The sequence below is a fragment of the Pseudomonas sp. Pseusp9 genome (assembly GCF_059491265.1).
Genome location: NZ_CP168500.1, coordinates 6062017 through 6078351, shown reverse-complemented (window position 1 = coordinate 6078351; position 16335 = coordinate 6062017). Strand labels below are relative to the sequence as shown.

At 60.7% G+C, this 16335-nt stretch carries 16 protein-coding genes and 1 pseudogene; 13 read left to right on the top strand and 4 right to left on the bottom strand.

Going from position 1 to position 16335, the window contains the following annotated elements:
- The first annotated feature begins 150 nt into the window (after window positions 1–150).
- From mdcA to madM, 9 genes are all read left to right on the top strand, one after another.
- On the top strand, window positions 151–1821 hold the full coding sequence (gene mdcA, locus ACEN8E_RS27745; protein WP_495590606.1) for a malonate decarboxylase subunit alpha: 1671 nt from the start codon (window positions 151–153) through the stop codon (window positions 1819–1821).
- Window positions 1821–2711: a triphosphoribosyl-dephospho-CoA synthase gene (locus ACEN8E_RS27740; RefSeq protein WP_495590605.1), complete on the top strand. Its 891-nt coding sequence runs from the start codon at window positions 1821–1823 to the stop codon at window positions 2709–2711. The genes mdcA and ACEN8E_RS27740 overlap by 1 nt, the downstream gene beginning before the upstream one ends.
- Window positions 2711–3010 (top strand): malonate decarboxylase subunit delta, encoded by a 300-nt coding sequence (locus ACEN8E_RS27735; protein ID WP_008001147.1) that lies wholly within the window; start codon window positions 2711–2713, stop codon window positions 3008–3010. The genes ACEN8E_RS27740 and ACEN8E_RS27735 overlap by 1 nt, the downstream gene beginning before the upstream one ends.
- On the top strand, window positions 3003–3854 hold the full coding sequence (locus ACEN8E_RS27730; RefSeq protein WP_495590604.1) for a biotin-independent malonate decarboxylase subunit beta: 852 nt from the start codon (window positions 3003–3005) through the stop codon (window positions 3852–3854). The genes ACEN8E_RS27735 and ACEN8E_RS27730 overlap by 8 nt, the downstream gene beginning before the upstream one ends.
- Window positions 3851–4654: a biotin-independent malonate decarboxylase subunit gamma gene (gene mdcE, locus ACEN8E_RS27725; protein WP_495590603.1), complete on the top strand. Its 804-nt coding sequence runs from the start codon at window positions 3851–3853 to the stop codon at window positions 4652–4654. Before ACEN8E_RS27730 ends, mdcE begins: the two co-directional genes overlap by 4 nt.
- On the top strand, window positions 4648–5268 hold the full coding sequence (locus ACEN8E_RS27720) for a malonate decarboxylase holo-ACP synthase (protein WP_495590602.1): 621 nt from the start codon (window positions 4648–4650) through the stop codon (window positions 5266–5268). The genes mdcE and ACEN8E_RS27720 overlap by 7 nt, the downstream gene beginning before the upstream one ends.
- Window positions 5265–6176 carry a malonate decarboxylase subunit epsilon gene (gene mdcH, locus ACEN8E_RS27715; RefSeq protein WP_495590601.1) on the top strand — a complete coding sequence of 304 codons (912 nt, stop codon included), beginning with the start codon at window positions 5265–5267 and terminating at the stop codon, window positions 6174–6176. Before ACEN8E_RS27720 ends, mdcH begins: the two co-directional genes overlap by 4 nt.
- A gap of 65 nt (window positions 6177–6241) precedes the next feature.
- On the top strand, window positions 6242–6658 hold the full coding sequence (madL, locus tag ACEN8E_RS27710) for a malonate transporter subunit MadL (RefSeq protein ID WP_098966045.1): 417 nt from the start codon (window positions 6242–6244) through the stop codon (window positions 6656–6658).
- A gap of 1 nt (window position 6659) precedes the next feature.
- The gene (gene madM / locus ACEN8E_RS27705) at window positions 6660–7424 is read left to right on the top strand and encodes a malonate transporter subunit MadM (protein WP_495590600.1); all 765 of its coding nucleotides are present in this window, start codon (window positions 6660–6662) and stop codon (window positions 7422–7424) included.
- Between the two features lie 102 nt (window positions 7425–7526).
- Here the strand turns inward: madM and ACEN8E_RS27700 are convergent, their stop codons facing one another.
- The gene (locus tag ACEN8E_RS27700; RefSeq protein WP_495590599.1) at window positions 7527–8441 is read right to left on the bottom strand and encodes a LysR family transcriptional regulator; all 915 of its coding nucleotides are present in this window, start codon (window positions 8439–8441) and stop codon (window positions 7527–7529) included.
- 131 nt (window positions 8442–8572) lie between these two features.
- On the opposite strand from ACEN8E_RS27700, the gene trhA reads away from it, so the two are divergent.
- Window positions 8573–9190, top strand: a complete 618-nt coding sequence (gene trhA / locus ACEN8E_RS27695; RefSeq protein ID WP_495590598.1) for a PAQR family membrane homeostasis protein TrhA — start codon at window positions 8573–8575, stop codon at window positions 9188–9190.
- A gap of 96 nt (window positions 9191–9286) precedes the next feature.
- On the opposite strand, the gene ACEN8E_RS27690 is transcribed toward trhA, so the two are convergent.
- Both ACEN8E_RS27690 and ACEN8E_RS27685 read right to left on the bottom strand, forming a co-directional pair.
- Complete coding sequence (locus ACEN8E_RS27690; RefSeq protein ID WP_495590597.1) at window positions 9287–10006, bottom strand: 16S rRNA (uracil(1498)-N(3))-methyltransferase; 720 nt, start codon at window positions 10004–10006, stop codon at window positions 9287–9289.
- Window positions 10007–10149: 143 nt separating this feature from the next.
- Window positions 10150–11556 (bottom strand): adenosylmethionine--8-amino-7-oxononanoate transaminase, encoded by a 1407-nt coding sequence (locus ACEN8E_RS27685; RefSeq protein WP_057712946.1) that lies wholly within the window; start codon window positions 11554–11556, stop codon window positions 10150–10152.
- Window positions 11557–11778: 222 nt separating this feature from the next.
- Here ACEN8E_RS27685 and ACEN8E_RS27680 point away from each other — a divergent pair, with 222 nt between their 5' ends.
- Entirely contained in the window at window positions 11779–13536 is a 1758-nt protein-coding gene (locus ACEN8E_RS27680; RefSeq protein ID WP_495590596.1) for a flavin monoamine oxidase family protein, read from the top strand.
- Between the two features lie 379 nt (window positions 13537–13915).
- Here the strand turns inward: ACEN8E_RS27680 and llpB are convergent.
- Window positions 13916–14423: pseudogene (gene llpB / locus ACEN8E_RS27675) on the bottom strand (lectin-like bacteriocin LlpB).
- A gap of 536 nt (window positions 14424–14959) precedes the next feature.
- Between llpB and ACEN8E_RS27670 the strand changes: the two are divergent.
- Both ACEN8E_RS27670 and ACEN8E_RS27665 read left to right on the top strand, forming a co-directional pair.
- On the top strand, window positions 14960–15511 hold the full coding sequence (locus ACEN8E_RS27670; protein ID WP_495590595.1) for a cytochrome b: 552 nt from the start codon (window positions 14960–14962) through the stop codon (window positions 15509–15511).
- A gap of 32 nt (window positions 15512–15543) precedes the next feature.
- Window positions 15544–16140, top strand: a complete 597-nt coding sequence (locus ACEN8E_RS27665; RefSeq protein WP_495590594.1) for a YceI family protein — start codon at window positions 15544–15546, stop codon at window positions 16138–16140.
- The last annotated feature ends 195 nt before the right edge of the window (window positions 16141–16335 follow it).

Sequence of the window (16335 nt, the reverse complement as noted above, 5' to 3'; positions counted from 1 at the left end):
TGTGGTCCCCTGTGGGAGCGAGCCTGCTCGCGAAGGCGTCACTCCAGACAACCATTACCCTGAGCGTAACGATCCACCACTCTGCTTGATTGATGCCCCCACCCAACACTCCTAAGGTGATCCCCACGACAGCGAACCCGTGGAGTGGTCATGACAACAACAATATCCCCCGACTCGCGATGGACGCGGCGGCGCAGCGAAAAGCAGCGGCGCCTCGAGCTGGTGCGAGGTCTTGCCGACGGTGTGGTGTTGCCCACCGACAACATTGTCGCGGCGCTGGAGGCGTTGATCCTGCCCGGCGACCGTGTGGTGCTCGAAGGCAACAACCAGAAGCAGGCGGATTTCCTTTCGCGTGCCCTGGCCAAGACCGACCCCGCGAAGCTGCATGACCTGCACATGATCATGCCCAGCGTCGGCCGCGCCGAGCATCTGGACCTGTTCGAACGCGGCATCGCCCGCAAGCTCGACTTCTCTTTCGCCGGCACCCAAAGCCTGCGCATCAGCCAGTTGCTCGAAGATGGTCTGCTGGAAATCGGCGCGATCCACACCTACATCGAACTCTACGCACGGCTGGTGGTGGACCTGATTCCCAACGTCGTGTTGTCGGCCGGGTTCATGGCCGACCGCGCCGGCAACATCTACACCGGGCCGAGCACCGAGGACACACCGGCACTGATCGAACCGGCTGCCTTCAGCGACGGCATCGTCATCGTCCAGGTCAACCAGTTGGTGGACGACGTCAGCGACCTGCCCCGCGTAGACATTCCCGCTTCCTGGGTCGACTTCGTGGTGGTGGCCGACAAGCCGTTCTACATCGAACCGCTGTTTACCCGCGACCCACGGCACATCAAGCCCGTGCACGTGCTGATGGCGATGATGGCGATCCGTGGGATCTACGAAAAACACAACGTGCAGTCCCTCAACCACGGCATCGGTTTCAACACTGCGGCCATTGAACTGATCCTGCCGACCTACGGCGAATCCCTCGGCCTCAAGGGCAAGATCTGCCGCAACTGGACGCTCAACCCGCACCCGACCCTGATTCCGGCGATTGAAAGCGGCTGGGTCGAAAGCGTGCATTGCTTCGGTACCGAGCTGGGGATGGAGCACTACATTGCGGCGCGGCCGGATGTGTTCTTTACCGGGCGCGACGGCTCTCTGCGTTCCAATCGGATGTTCAGCCAACTGGCCGGGCAATACGCCGTGGACCTGTTCATCGGCGCGACGTTGCAGGTCGATGGCGACGGTCATTCCTCCACCGTCACCCGCGGGCGCCTGGCCGGTTTCGGCGGTGCACCGAACATGGGTCACGACCCGCGCGGTCGTCGTCACGGCACGCCTGCCTGGCTCGACATGCGCAACACCGACGTGGCCGAGCCGATGCTCGAACGCGGTAAAAAACTCGTGGTGCAGATGGTCGAGACCTTCCAGGAGGGCGGCAAGCCGACCTTCGTTGAAACCCTCGATGCGGTTGATGTGGCGAAGAAAAGCGGGATGCCCCTGGCACCGATCATGGTGTATGGCGACGACGTCACGCACCTGTTGACCGAAGAAGGCATCGCCTATCTGTACAAGGCGCGCTCGCTGGAAGAACGCCAGGCGATGATCGCCGCCGTCGCCGGGGTGACCGCCATCGGCCTGCGTCACAACCCCAAGGACACTGCACGCATGCGCCGTGAAGGCCTGATCGCCTTGCCCGAAGACCTCGGCATCCGCCGCACCGACGCCACCCGCGAACTGCTCGCGGCGAAAAGCGTGGCCGATCTGGTGGAATGGTCCGGTGGCCTCTACAACCCGCCCGCCAAGTTCAGGAGCTGGTAATGCACGCACTCAACCTGCAAGTCAAAACCCTGAGCCTGGCCGAACGGCTGGCGGACCTCGCGGTGGACGCGCTGATCGACGAGGCTGATCTGTCGCCGAAACCGGCACTGGTCGACCGTCGCGGCAACGGCGCCCACACCGATTTGCACCTGGGGCTGATGCACGCTTCGGCGCTGTCCTTGTGGTCGGCCTTCAAGGAAATGGCCGAAGCAGCCATCGAGTTCGGCGAAGTCGGATTGCCGCTGCGCGAGGCCGTGGGCCGCATCGGTCGTGAAGGCGAGCAGGCAATGCTCGACACCACCGGTGGCGTGAACACCCATCGCGGGGCGATCTGGGCCTTGGGCTTGTTGGTCACGGCCGTTGCACTGGACCCCAGGTCCACGGCTGCAAGCAGCGTATCGATTCGTGCCGCGCGTCTGTCGCTGCTCGACGACCGTCACGCGCCGCGCCCGCTGAGCCACGGCGCCCAAGTCGCCCAGCGTTTCGGCGCACGGGGTGCCCGTGAAGAAGCGCAACTGGGCTTCCCGGCGGTGATCCAGCGTGCGCTGCCGCAACTGCGTCGCAGCCGCGACGAAGGTCACGGCGAGCAAAACGCCCGGCTCGATGCACTGTTGGCGATCATGACCAATCTGGCCGACACCTGCGTGCTTTACCGCGCGGGTGAAGAGGGGCTGAACACCATGCAGCGGGGCGCCCGGGCGGTGCTCGATGCGGGTGGCAGTGCCAGCCTCGGCGGACGTCGCCGCCTGTATGAACTGGACCAACAACTGATCGCGTTGAATGCCTCGCCCGGCGGTGCTGCGGACCTGCTCGCAGCCTGCCTGTTCATCGACCGTATCGAGTCGGACGACGGCCTCATCCTCTGCCATTCAAGAAGGGAAGTGTTTTGATGGAAACTTTATCCTTTGAGTTCCCCGCCGGGCAGCCACCACGCGGCCGCACGCTGGTGGGCTGTGTCGGCTCGGGCGATCTGGAAGTGCTGATCGAGCCGGGTCAGGCCGGCAAGCTGACGATCAACGTGCAGACCTCGGTCAATGGCAGCGAACAACGCTGGCAGCATCTGTTCGCACGGATGTTCGACGGCCAGACGCCGCCGGCGATGGCCATCGACATCCATGATTTCGGCGCGACACCGGGCGTGGTGCGCCTGCGCCTGGAACAGGGCTTCGAGGAGATCGGTCATGACTGACAGCGCCTCTTTGCTGAACAAGCACAGCTTCGTCGAACTCGGAGCCCGGCAACGGGCCAGGGCCCTGCTCGACGCCGGAACCTTCCGCGAATTGCTCGACCCGTTCCAGCGCATCATGTCGCCGTGGCTCGAGCGCCAGGGCGTGGTCCCGCAAGCCGACGACGGCGTGGTGATCGCCAAGGGCAATCTCGCGGGCCTGCCCGTGGTGGTCGCGGCCATCGAAGGTGCGTTCCAGGGCGGCAGCCTCGGTGAAGTCGGCGGAGCAAAAATTGCCGGCGCACTAGAGCTGGCCGCCGAAGACAACCGCAACGGCATCCCGACCCGCGCCGTGCTGCTGCTGGAAACCGGCGGCGTGCGGTTGCAGGAAGCCAACCTCGGCCTGGCGGCGATTGCCGATATCCACGCGGCGATTGTCGACTTGCAGCAGTACCAACCCGTGGTCGGTGTCGTGGCGGGCAGTGTCGGTTGCTTTGGCGGCATGTCGATTGCAGCCGGGTTGTGCAGCTACCTGTTGGTGACCCAGGAAGCGCGACTCGGCCTGAACGGCCCGCAGGTGATCGAGCAGGAAGCCGGGCTCGAGGAATACGACTCCCGCGACCGGCCTTTCATCTGGAGCCTGAGCGGTGGCGAGCAACGCTTCGCCAGCGGTCTGGCGGACGGCTATGTCGCGGACGACGTGGCGCAGATCCGCCAGCAGGTCGGTGAATGGCTCAAGCAAGGTTTGCCGGCGCAACCCCGCAGCCGTCAGGCCGGGTTGTTCCTGCAACGCCTGGCGCGCCTGGATGCCGAACCGCAAATCGAGCCGTCGGTGGTTCGCGATCTGTACCAAGGAGAACGCCCATGAGTTCGTATTCCCTGCGTGGTTTGAACTGGTTCAACGCCTTGAGTGCCGGGGCGACACCGGTCGAGGGCTTGCCTGTTTCGCTGAAGGTCGCGGACGGTGCGCTGGGCGATCGGCCTGTGCGTTTCATCGCGGTGGTGGCTGACCCCGAAAACCGCTTCGTCCGGGCACGCAACGGCGAAGTGGGTTTGCTCGAAGGCTGGGGGCTGGCCAAGGCCGTGGATGAAGTCATCGCCGCCGATCAGGACAAGGCACAAAAACGCGCCCTGATCGCCATCGTCGACGTGCCGAGCCAGGCTTACGGTCGACGTGAGGAAGCCCTTGGCATTCATCAGGCGCTGGCCGCTGCGGCGGACAGTTATGCCCGTGCGCGTCTGGCCGGCCATGCGGTCATCGGTTTGCTGGTGGGCAAGGCCATGTCCGGGGCGTTTCTGGCCCACGGCTATCAGGCCAATCGCTTGATCGCCCTGCGCGATCCGGGCGTGATGGTGCATGCCATGGGCAAGGCGTCGGCAGCGAGGGTGACCTTGCGCAGCGTTGAAGAACTCGAAGCCTTCGCCGCCAGCGTGCCGCCGATGGCCTATGACATCGACAGCTATGCCAGCCTCGGGCTGCTGTGGGAAACCTTGTCGGTGGAACAGATCGAGCAGCCGACTGCGGCGGATCTGGCGCGGGTGACCGAGTGCCTGGGTCAGGCAATGGGTGACATCGCCGAGAAGGGCACGGATCTCAGTGGTCGTCTTGGTGCAGCCAACCGTGCGGCGTCGAGCAAGGTTCGCCAATTGCTGAGAGCGCAGTGGTGAATGCGCTTCTGGCTCACGACCTGCTGTGGGGCATGACCCCGCAGCAGTTGCCTGCGGATGCGCCTGCGTGGGTGATCGAGTCGACCAGTGCCGGCCAGCCGGTGGTGGTCCGTCGCGCCTTGAGCGCGGTGGGGCAGGTGGCGGTGGGCGTGCGCGGGCCGTTGCGCGAACAGCGATTTGCCGCACAGATGGAAGTCGCCGCCATCACGCGGCAAGTACGGCCGGAAGCGCTGTGCCATGTTCAAGGCCAGCGTGATTTCCCGGCACTACGTGCCTTGGCGCAGTTGCGCCCGCACCTCGATGACAGTGGCTGGGTCTGGGGTGTCAGTGGCAGTGCCGGGTTCGAGTTGGCCAGCGGATTTGCTGCATTGCACGAGGGCAGCGATCTCGATCTGATCCTGCGTACGCCACGTCCGTTGAGTCGTGCCGATGCGCAGGCCTTGGTGGCGATCCTGGACACGGCCGTGTGCCGCGTGGACCTGCAATTGCAAACACCGTCGGGCGCCGTTGCCCTGCGCGAGTGGGCCGGTGCTTCGTCGCGGGTCCTGTTGAAAAGTGCCACTCAAGCCAGCCTGGTCAGCGATCCGTGGAATCCACAGGAGCAAGCGGCTTGAGCAGCTTGCTGGTGTTCCCCGGCCAAGGCGCGCAACAACCCGGCATGCTGGCGCGTTTGCCTCGGGAAACGTTGAACGAGGCGAGCGACCTGCTCGGTGAAGCGGTGACGCAGCTGGATTCTGCCGAGGCGTTGCAGTCGACGAGGGCGGTTCAGCTTTGCCTGCTGATCGCCGGCGTCGCCGCTTCACGCCAGCTGGGCATGAACCCGGACTATGTGGCCGGCTTGTCGATCGGCGCCTACCCGGCCGCGGTGGTGGCCGGTGCCTTGAGTTTCAGTGATGCGCTGCATCTGGTCAGCCTGCGCGGTGAGCTGATGCAGCAGGCTTATCCACAGGGCTACGGCATGACCGCCATCATCGGTCTGGACCTGGCCACCGTGGAAGGGTTGCTGGCCCAGGTGCACAGCACGGAAATGCCGGTTTATCTGGCCAACATCAACGCCGAAAACCAGGTGGTGATTGCCGGTAGCGACGCGGCGATGAAGGCGGTGGCCGAGCTGGCGAAAGGTTGCGGAGCCGGCTTGGCCAAGCGTCTGGCCGTGAGCGTGCCGTCCCATTGCCCATTGCTTGAGGCCCCCGCGCAGCGACTCGCCGACGCCTTCGCCAAAGTGCCGCTGCATACACCGAAAATCGGTTACCTGAGCGGCAGTCGTGCGCGTCCGCTGATCAAGCCCGAAGCCTTGCGTGACGACCTGGCCTTCAACATGTGCCGCATCGTCGATTGGCGCGGCACGGTCCAAAGCGCTTACGAACGCGGGGTACGTCTACAGATCGAACTGCCGCCCGGTGCGGTGTTGACCGGGCTGGCGCGCCGGGTGTTCGAGCAGGGCACCGTGATTGCCTTCGACGGTGCGCGGCTCGATACCTTGCAGGCGCTGATGCGTGAGGAGGGAAGCCGCCACTCTTAAATCACCCGGCTTAAGGCTTCGAACAACAAAAACAACATTCGAAATGCACTTTGAGGACTACAACAATGATTATTTACGGTGTGGCGCTGTTGGCGATCTGTACGCTGGCAGGGGTGATCATGGGGGACATGCTCGGTGTATTGCTGGGTGTGAAGTCAAACGTCGGCGGTGTCGGGATCGCGATGATCCTGCTGATTTGCGCACGGTTGTGGATGCAAAAGCGTGGCGGCATGACCAGGGATTGCGAGATGGGCGTCGGCTTCTGGGGTGCCATGTACATCCCGGTGGTGGTGGCGATGGCGGCGCAACAAAACGTGGTCACGGCGCTGCATGGCGGTCCGGTGGCAGTGCTGGCGGCGATCGGTTCGGTGGTGGTCTGTGGTTGCACCATTGCCCTGATCAGCCGCACCCACAAAGGCGAACCCTTGCCCGATGAACCGGCGGAAGTAACGCCGGTTGGCACTCCAGTAGGAGGTCGCTGATATGTGGGAACTCATTGAGAAAGGCCTGGCAACCAACAGCCTGGTCACCGCATTCGCTTTTGTCGGCATCATCATGTGGGTGTCGGTCATTCTTTCCAAGCGCCTGACCTTCGGGCGTATCCACGGCTCGGCGATTGCCATCGTCATCGGCCTGGTGCTCGCCTGGGTTGGGGGCACAATGACCGGTGGGCAAAAAGGCCTGGCGGACTTGACGCTGTTTTCCGGCATCGGCTTGATGGGCGGTGCCATGCTGCGGGACTTCGCCATCGTCGCCACGGCATTCGAGGTGCAGGCCACTGAAGCGAAAAAAGCCGGCTTGATCGGCGTGATCGCGCTGCTGTTGGGCACGGTGCTGCCGTTTATTGTCGGTGCGTGCATGGCCTGGGCATTCGGGTACCGCGATGCGGTGAGCATGACCACCATTGGCGCCGGTGCCGTGACTTACATTGTCGGGCCGGTCACCGGAGCGGCCATTGGTGCCAGTTCCGATATCGTGGCGCTATCGATTGCCACCGGCCTGATCAAGGCGATTCTGGTGATGGTCGGTACGCCGATGGCAGCGCGCTGGATGGGCCTGGACAATCCGCGCTCGGCGATGGTGTTTGGTGGGCTGGCCGGGACGGTCAGTGGCGTGACTGCCGGGTTGGCGGCGACGGATCGGCGGCTGGTGCCTTATGGCGCGTTGACTGCGACGTTCCACACCGGGTTGGGCTGCTTGCTGGGGCCTTCGCTGTTGTACTTCATTGTTCGCGGGATTGTTGGGTAGATTCAGAAACCGAGTCGCACCCTTCGCGAGCAGGCTCGCTCCCACATTGGAATGCATTCTCCTGTGGGAGCGAGCCTGCTCGCGAATTGCCGCGATGCGGTTTCAGGCCTGCCGATTGGCATACATCCGGCATTCCGCCAGCAACGCCAGCAGGTTCGGATCCCGCTCCTTGGCCTTCAGGAACACCACGCCAATGTGCTGCTGCAAGCGGTACTTTTCCTGCAACGGGATCAGCTTCACCCGGTTCTCGTACACCGCGGCAATCCGCCCCGGCAGCAACGCGTAACCTACGCCCGAACTGACCATGCTCAGCAGGGTGAAAATGTCGTTGACCTGCATCGCCACCTTCGGCTCGAACCCTGCCTGCTCGAATACCCGCTTGCCGTCCTGGTGGGTGGCGAAGCCCTGGGTCAGGGTGATGAAGGTCTCGTCGCGAACCTCGGCCAGGTCGACTTCGTTGCGCTGGGCAAACCTGGAGTCGGCGGGCGTGGCGAGGAAGATGTCGTCGGAGAACAGCGGGATATGCTCGCAATCCGGATCGTTGATGCTGTCGTCCAGCGACACCAGGGCCGCATCGACTTCCATGTTCTTGAGCTTGTAGAGCAGGTCGATGTTGGAGCCCAGGATCAGGTCGATGTTGAGCTCGCTGCGGCGGATCTTCAAACCCATGATCAGCTGCGGCACGGTCTTCACCGTCAGTGAATACAGCGAGCCCAGTTTGAAGCGTTCGGCCGAGAACCCGGCGGCTTCGCGGGTCAGGCGCACACTTTCAACGACATCCTGAATCAGCTTCTGCGCCCGTTCTTCCAGCACATAGGCACTTTCCAGCGGTGTCAGGCTGCGCCCTTCGTGCTTGAACAACGGGCAGCGCAGGGCGCTTTCCAGGGAATGGATCGCCCGATGCACACTGACATTGCTGGTCTGCAGCTCGGCAGCGGCGCGTGCCAGGTTGCCGGTGCGCATGAAGGCCAGGAACACCTCGAGTTTTTTCAGGGTCAACTCTTCATCGATCAGCATGGGCCGGACTCTTTCTGGAATGACTCGATTGTGCCCAATTACGCCGGGCCCGTCGTACAGAAACATTGCGCTTTTACGCTCCAGGCCTGAGCCTTGCGCGTTGCAGCAATGAAATTCGAGGTGAGCAACACATGTATCACGGGGAACGATTGAATGCCTGGACGCATCTGGTCGGGGCAGTGGCGGCGTTTGTCGGAGGGGTGTGGCTGATTGTGCTTGCCAGCCTCGACGGCAGCCCGTGGAAGATTGTCAGCATGGCGATCTACGCCTTTACCCTGCTGGTGCTTTACAGCGCATCGACCGTGTACCACAGCGTGCGCGGGCGCAAGAAAGCGATCATGAAGAAGGTCGATCATTTTTCGATCTATCTGTTGATCGCCGGAAGCTATACGCCGTTCTGCCTGGTGACCCTGCGCGGGCCGTGGGGCTGGACGCTGTTCGGGATTGTCTGGGGGCTGGCGCTGATCGGCATCCTGCAGGAGATCAAGCCGCGTTCGGAAGCGCGGATTCTGTCGATCGTGATTTACGCGGTGATGGGCTGGATTGTGTTGGTGGCAGTCAAGCCGCTGCTCGCGGCGCTGGGCGCCGCCGGATTTGCGTGGCTGGCATCAGGCGGGGTGTTGTACACGGTGGGGATTATCTTTTTTGCCCTGGACGACCGGTTGCGCCATGCCCACGGGATCTGGCATCTGTTCGTGATTGCCGGCAGCCTGCTGCATTTTGTGGCGATTTTCTTTTATGTTCTTTAGACCGCGTTGCTGCCCTTCGCGAGCAGGCTCGCTCCCACAGTAGATCTCCAGTGAACGCCGATCAAATGTGGGAGCGAGCCTGCTCGCGAAAGCGGACTAGAAGTCACCCCAAAGCTGCTGAGCCACCGCCAACGCCACAACCGGCGCGGTCTCGGTACGCAACACTCGAGGACCCAGTCGAGCCGAATGGAAACCTGCCGATTTGGACTGATCCACCTCGGCATCCGACAAGCCGCCTTCCGGCCCGATCAAAAACGCCAGTGTGGCGGGCTTTGCATGGCTCACCAGCGGCTCGGCCACCGGATGCAGCACCAGCTTCAACCCGGCCTCTGTCTGTTTCAACCAATCGGCCAACAGCACCGGCGGATGAATCACCGGTACCCGTGAACGCCCGCATTGCTCGCAGGCGCTGATCGCCACCTGGCGCCAATGCAGCAGGCGTTTGTCGGCGCGTTCGTCCTTGAGTCGGACTTCGCAGCGTTCGGTGAAGATCGGGGTAATTTCAGTGACGCCCAGTTCCGTGGCTTTCTGAATCGCCCAGTCCATGCGCTCGCCCCGGGACAGGCCTTGGCCGAGATGGATTTGCAGCGGCGACTCGATCTGTCCGGCGAAGCTTTCATCGATCTGCACCACGACGCGCTTTTTGCCGACTTCGACCAGGGTGGCGCGAAACTCGTGTCCGGAACCATCGAACAGTTGCAGCGCATCGCCTTCGGCCATGCGCAGCACGCGGCTGATGTAGTGGGCCTGGGCTTCGGGCAGCTCGTGCTCGCCGGTGCTCAGGGGGGCGTCGATGAAGAAGCGGGACAGTCTCATTTTGGTTCTCTGTAGTTCATGTGTAGATCATGTCGACGCTTTCGCGAGCAGGCTCGCTCCCACAGTTGAGCGAATTCCCTGTGGGAGCGAGCCTGCTCGCGAAGACGTCAACACTGACGCCACGAAAGCTCAAGTGAAATCAATCAACCCGGATCACGGAACCCCGGATGGAAGTCCTTCGGCACGGCCACGCTGACGCTGTCACGGGTCGCAATGTCGATCCCTTCGCTGGCCACTTCGGCCAGGAAGTCGATCTGCTCCGGAGTGATCACATACGGCGGCAGGAAATACACCACACTCCCCAATGGACGCAGCAAGGCACCACGCTCCAGGGCGTGCTGAAACACCTTCAGGCCGCGACGTTCCTGCCACGGCCAAGCTTCTTTGCTGGCCTTGTCCTTGACCATCTCGATGGCCAGCACCATGCCGGTCTGGCGCACTTCGGACACGTTCGGGTGGTCGACCAGATGCGCCGTCGACGTCGCCATTCGCTGCGCCAGGGCTTTGTTGTTCTCGATGACGTTGTCTTCTTCGAAGATGTCCAGGGTCGCCAGGGCCGCCGCGCACGCCAGCGGGTTGCCGGTGTAGCTGTGGGAGTGCAGGAAGGCTCGCAGGGTCGGGTAGTCGTCGTAGAAGGCGCTGTAGACCTCGTCGGTAGTCATGCATGCTGCCAGCGGCAGATAGCCGCCGGTCAGGGCTTTGGACAGGCACAGGAAATCAGGGCGGATACCGGCCTGTTCACAGGCGAACATCGTCCCGGTACGGCCGAAGCCGACGGCGATTTCGTCGTGGATCAGGTGCACGCCGTAGCGGTCGCAGGCTTCGCGCAGCAGCTTGAGGTACACCGGGTGGTACATGCGCATGCCACCGGCGCCCTGGATCAGCGGCTCGACGATCACCGCCGCAACCGTGTCGTGGTTTTCGGCCAGGGTCTGTTCCATGGCCGCGAACATATTGCGCGAATGCTCTTCCCAGCTCATGCCCTCGGGGCGCAGGTAGCAATCCGGGCTCGGCACCTTGATGGTGTCCATCAGCAGCGCTTTATAGGTCTCGGTGAACAGCGGCACGTCGCCCACCGACATCGCCGCCATGGTTTCGCCGTGGTAACTGTTGGTCAGGGTGACGAAGCGTTTCTTGTTCGGCTGACCGCGATTGAGCCAGTAGTGAAAGCTCATTTTCAGCGCGACTTCGATGCAGGACGAGCCGTTATCGGCGTAGAAGCACCGGGTCAGTCCTTCCGGTGTCATCTTCACCAGGCGCTCGGACAGTTCGATCACCGGTTGATGGCTGAAACCGGCAAGGATCACATGCTCGAGCTGATCGACCTGGTCCTTGATGCGCTGGTTGATCCGCGGGTTGGCATGCCCGAACACATTGACCCACCAGGAGCTGACCGCATCGAGGTAGCGTTTGCCTTCGAAGTCTTCCAGCCACACGCCTTCCCCGCGCTTGATCGGGATCAGCGGCAGTTGTTCGTGATCTTTCATCTGGGTGCAGGGATGCCACAGCACGGCGAGATCACGTTGCATCCACTGATTATTCAGGCCCATTTTCACTCTCCTGGAGGCGGTCCGTAACCTGCGCGGACAAACAATCGCGCAAGCCTATGCAATGCGTGCCACGGGGACAACCCATTGTGTCGAATCAACTACTTTATCCAGGCGGATAGACGCTGCTGGCGGGTGTTTGAAGGCTGACGTATCCTTCGCGCTTCTTGAGCCGACTGGCTCGCAATACTGCTGTTTTCCTCGTGTAATTCCGGAGTTCGCTGAATGTCTGTCGGTTGGCTGCGCGCCTGTGCGCTGGTGATGTTGGGGCTGTTCAGCGTGTCTGCGCTGGCCAAGGATAAAACCGCGATCGTGATCGGCGGCGGCCTGTCGGGTCTGACTGCTGCATACGAGCTGCAGAACAAGGGCTGGCAAGTCACTCTGCTGGAAGCCAAGTCGAGCCTGGGCGGCCGTTCCGGCATGGCCACCAGCGAGTGGATCGGCAATGACAAGGCCCAACCGGTGCTGAACAAGTACGTATCGAACTTCAAGCTGAGCACCACGCCGGCCCCTGAGTTCGTGCGGACCCCAGGCTACCTGATCGATGGCGAGTATTTCTCCGCCGCCGATCTGGCGACCAAGCAACCGGCCACCGCCGAGGTGCTCAAGCGCTTCGACAAGTCCGTGGACGATCTGGCGCGCTCGATCGACGACCCACAGAACCCGGCTGCCAACAACACGCTGCACGCGCTGGATCAGATCAACGTGTCGAGCTGGCTCGACAAGCAGAACCTGCCGGCCACCGCTCGCCAGTTGATCAACCAGCAGATCCGTACCCGCTACGACGAACCTTCGCGCCTGTCGCTGCTGTACTTCGCGCAGCAGAGCCGCGTTTACCGTGGTGTCTCCGATCGTGACCTGCGTGCCTCGCGCCTGGTCGGTGGCAGCCCGGTGCTGGCCCAGGCCCTGGTCAAGCAGCTGAAAACCATCAAGACCAGCTCCCCGGTCTCGGCGATCATTCAGGACAAGGATGGCGTGACCGTCAAAGTCGACAACGTCAGTTATCAGGCTGACTACGCCGTACTGGCCGTGCCGCTGCGCGCGCTGAACAAGATCCAGATGACCCCGGCGCTGGACGCCCAGCACCTGGCGGCGATCAAGGGCACCAACTATGGCTGGCGCGACCAGATCATGCTGAAGTTCAAGACGCCGGTGTGGGAGTCGAAGGCGCGCATGTCTGGCGAGATTTTCAGCAACGCCGGCCTGGGCATGCTGTGGGTCGAACCTGCCCTGAAGGGTGGCGCCAATGTGGTGATCAACCTGTCCGGCGACAACGCGCGGGTGATGCAGGCTTTCGGCGACAAGCAGATGGTCGACCAGGTGTTGATCCGCCTGCATGCGTTCTATCCACAGGCTCGCGGTTCGTTCACCGGTTATGAAATCCGTCGCTACAGCACCGACCCATCGACTGGCGGTGCCTACCTGGCCTTCGGTCCTGGCCAGATCAGCAAGTTCTGGCGCCTGTGGGAACGTCCGGTCCAGCGTGTAGCCTTTGCCGGCGAGCACACCGACACCCTGTACCCTGGCACTCTGGAAGGTGCGCTGCGTACCGGTCAGCGCGCAGCCAGCCAGGTTGAAGACCTGGCGGCGGGCAAGTCGTTCGAGCCAGCGAAGCTGGTCCCGGCCGCCGCTGCGGCGGGCGCTGGTGCGGTGGCGGTGAAGAAAGGCAATTTCTTCAGCAACCTGTTTGGCGGCTCGGATGACGAGAAGAAGCCAGAGCCGGTCAAGGCACCTGAGCCGGTAGCACCGGCAACTCAGGCACCTGCTCCAGCACCGGTTGCTGCACCGGCTCCGGTCGAAACGCCGAAGCCTGTGGCACCGGTGAAAGCCGAGCCTGCGAAGAAGGCACCGGCCAAGGCCCCAGCCAAACCGGTAGCCAAGACCGAAACGAAAAAAGCCCCGGCCAAGGCTCCAGTGAAGAAAGCAGATGCGGCGAAGAAGCCAGCGGCCAAACCTGCGACGGACACTGTGACCAAGGGTTAGTAACGTTCAGGTGTAAAAAAGCGCGGCCCCAGGACCGCGTTTTTTTTCATCAAAAATGAAGCATCCGGTTTTTGCTGCGTGGTCCTACATGCTGTAGCGATGCATCAGAAGCTTCCCACAAAAGATTCAGAACTAAATGATAGCTGGATCATGATCTTTAACTTTATGCTCTTAAAATGACGGGAGAGCATATGAAATCACTAACACTAATAATCATGTTGATAGCACTTTCTGGCTGTGTAAGTAGTGAATGGTTTCCTAAGGGGTACGGCCATGAGCTGGCCTATAAGTGCCAGATAAATCCGTACGATCCTGATTGTTTACAACCACCTCCGGTTTTCAAAAGTTCTTAAGGGTGTAAATGGTTTGCATGGTTAAGTTAAAGAGGACCTAAGGAGAATTTCCAGGTTTTAATTTCCTCATCTTCAAATGAAATCTTGATCGGATTTGGCATTTGAAATGCGACCAGGGACGAATCCATAGCGGGCCCAGCACAGGCTTCCTGTACGCTGATCGTAAATGACCAAATTCCCATCATCTTGCATAATCATACAAGTGTTGTACCAAAGCGATTTATCAATGCTGTGAGTGCTTTCAGCAATCCATAAGCGCCTTCTGGACGGATCATAGAGAAAGCCACTATTGCTGATTACAAACATCAGAGGCTCTCGCATTCTTTTCGGATATGTAGTTCGGCTATAAGGCTGGTTGCTATCTGCAACCCAGATTACAGCTTCACCATCCTTAATGACCAGATTTCCATCAGTCTGCAATATCAACCTAAAGCGTCCGCTGGGGGGCATAAGGTACTGCCCCGGTGACATCCTTTGATTGGGAGGCAGCAACGGCGAGCCATTTGCTTGAAATGGGGTGTAAGTAATGGCCATGTTTTTCACCTTCAATAATGAGTTGTTGAGCCCTCATTCAATCAGGTTAAAAATCGGAAGTGGCTACACATATTTATATCTTTCCTAAAAAACTACATCACAGGTTAGTGTGAAACAGAAAAGGCAATGGCGGCCATCAAGGGCTCTGGATCGGTGAAGGTGCGCCGTCTCTCATCGTAGGAGCGAGCTTGCTCGCGATGGTCGTTAACGATGATGCAGACCCACTGGGTACCCGCGGTGTCCTTGAGCCTATCGCGAGCAGGCTGGCTCCCACAAAATCCTTAACTGATCAGCATTCGGCGCAGAGGGTGCTTTTTTTGCCTGAAGAAAAACGGGGACCCGAATCGAATAAACCTTTTGATACAGGTGTTCTCTGGTTTGTATTCACTTTTTCTCACAATTTCGACTTAATCTTTCCTTAACTCGCTGGCTTTAGGCTCTTGATCGCATTTTTCGATATTTCAAAGCAAATTTTTCGGCTTTAATTCGATAGATGGCTCGATAGTCTTGGGCCAGCACTTACAGGGATCTAGGCAATGCAGCTACGTAACACTACCTGCCGCTACGGCTGGGTCAGTATCTTCATGCACTGGGGTGTGGCACTGGCCGTGTTCGGTTTGTTCGCCCTCGGGCTGTGGATGGTTGGCCTGGACTACTACGACCCATGGCGCAAGGACGGGCCGGAACTGCACAAGAGCATTGGCTTGATCCTGCTGGGCGTCATGGTGCTGCGAGTGTTATGGCGCTTCGTCAGCCCACCGCCACCGGCCTTGACCAGCTACAGCCGCATGACACGTCTGGGCGCCATGTTCGGCCATGCCTTTCTGTATTTCTGTCTGTTCGCCGTGATGATTGCCGGTTACCTGATTTCCACCGCGGAAGGTGTCGGGATTCCGGTGTTTGACTGGTTTGAAGTGCCTGCCCTGCTTTCCGGACTGCCGGATCAGGCAGATAACGCCGGTGCGATTCACCTCTATCTGGCGTGGGCGCTGGTAATTTTTTCCGGCCTCCATGCGTTGGCAGCATTGAAACACCACTTTATCGACCGTGATGCGACCCTCAAGCGAATGCTGGGTCGCGAAGCCTGAAGTTCAACCTCGACTCCCAAGGAAAACAAAGCATGTTGAAAAAGACTCTCGCCGCTCTGGCAATCGGTTCCGCTGTGCTGTCCGCCAACGTGATGGCGGCTGACTACACCGTCGACAAAAAAGGCCAGCACGCTTTCGTCAACTTCAAGATCAGCCACCTGGGCTACAGCTTCATCACCGGTACCTTCAAGGACATCGACGGCAAGTTCAGCTTCGACGCCGCCAAGCCTGAAGACAGCAAGATCGAGTTCAGCGTGAACACCGCCAGCGTTTTCAGCAACAATGCTGAGCGCGACAAGCACATATCCGGCGATGATGATCTCCTGAACTCGGGCAAATTTGCCAAAGCCACCTTCGTTTCCACCAGCGTCACACCTACGGGTAAAAATGCCGCAGGCAAAGACACTGCTGACGTAGCCGGTGATCTGACCATGGTAGGCGTGACCAAGCCGATTGTGGTCAAGGCCACTTTCCTGGGAGAAGGCAAGGATCCATGGGGCGGCTACCGTGCCGGTTTCGAAGGTACTGCCAACCTGAAGCGCTCCGATTTCGGCAATCAAAAAAACCTGGGTCCAGCGTCCGATGCGGTCGAGCTGTACGTGACGTTTGAAGGTGTGAAAGCGAAGTAATTTTCGCGCCTGACAAAAAACGCCCGCTGCTCATACGAGCGCGGGCGTTTTTTATTGCCCCCCACATAACTCTGTAGGAGCGAGCCCGCTCGCGAGAAACCCGAGAGCACCGCGGGGTATCAGGTTGCCAGCGTTATCGTTGACCACCATCGCGAGCGAGCTCGCTCCTACAGGGATATGGTGGTGCAATAAAAA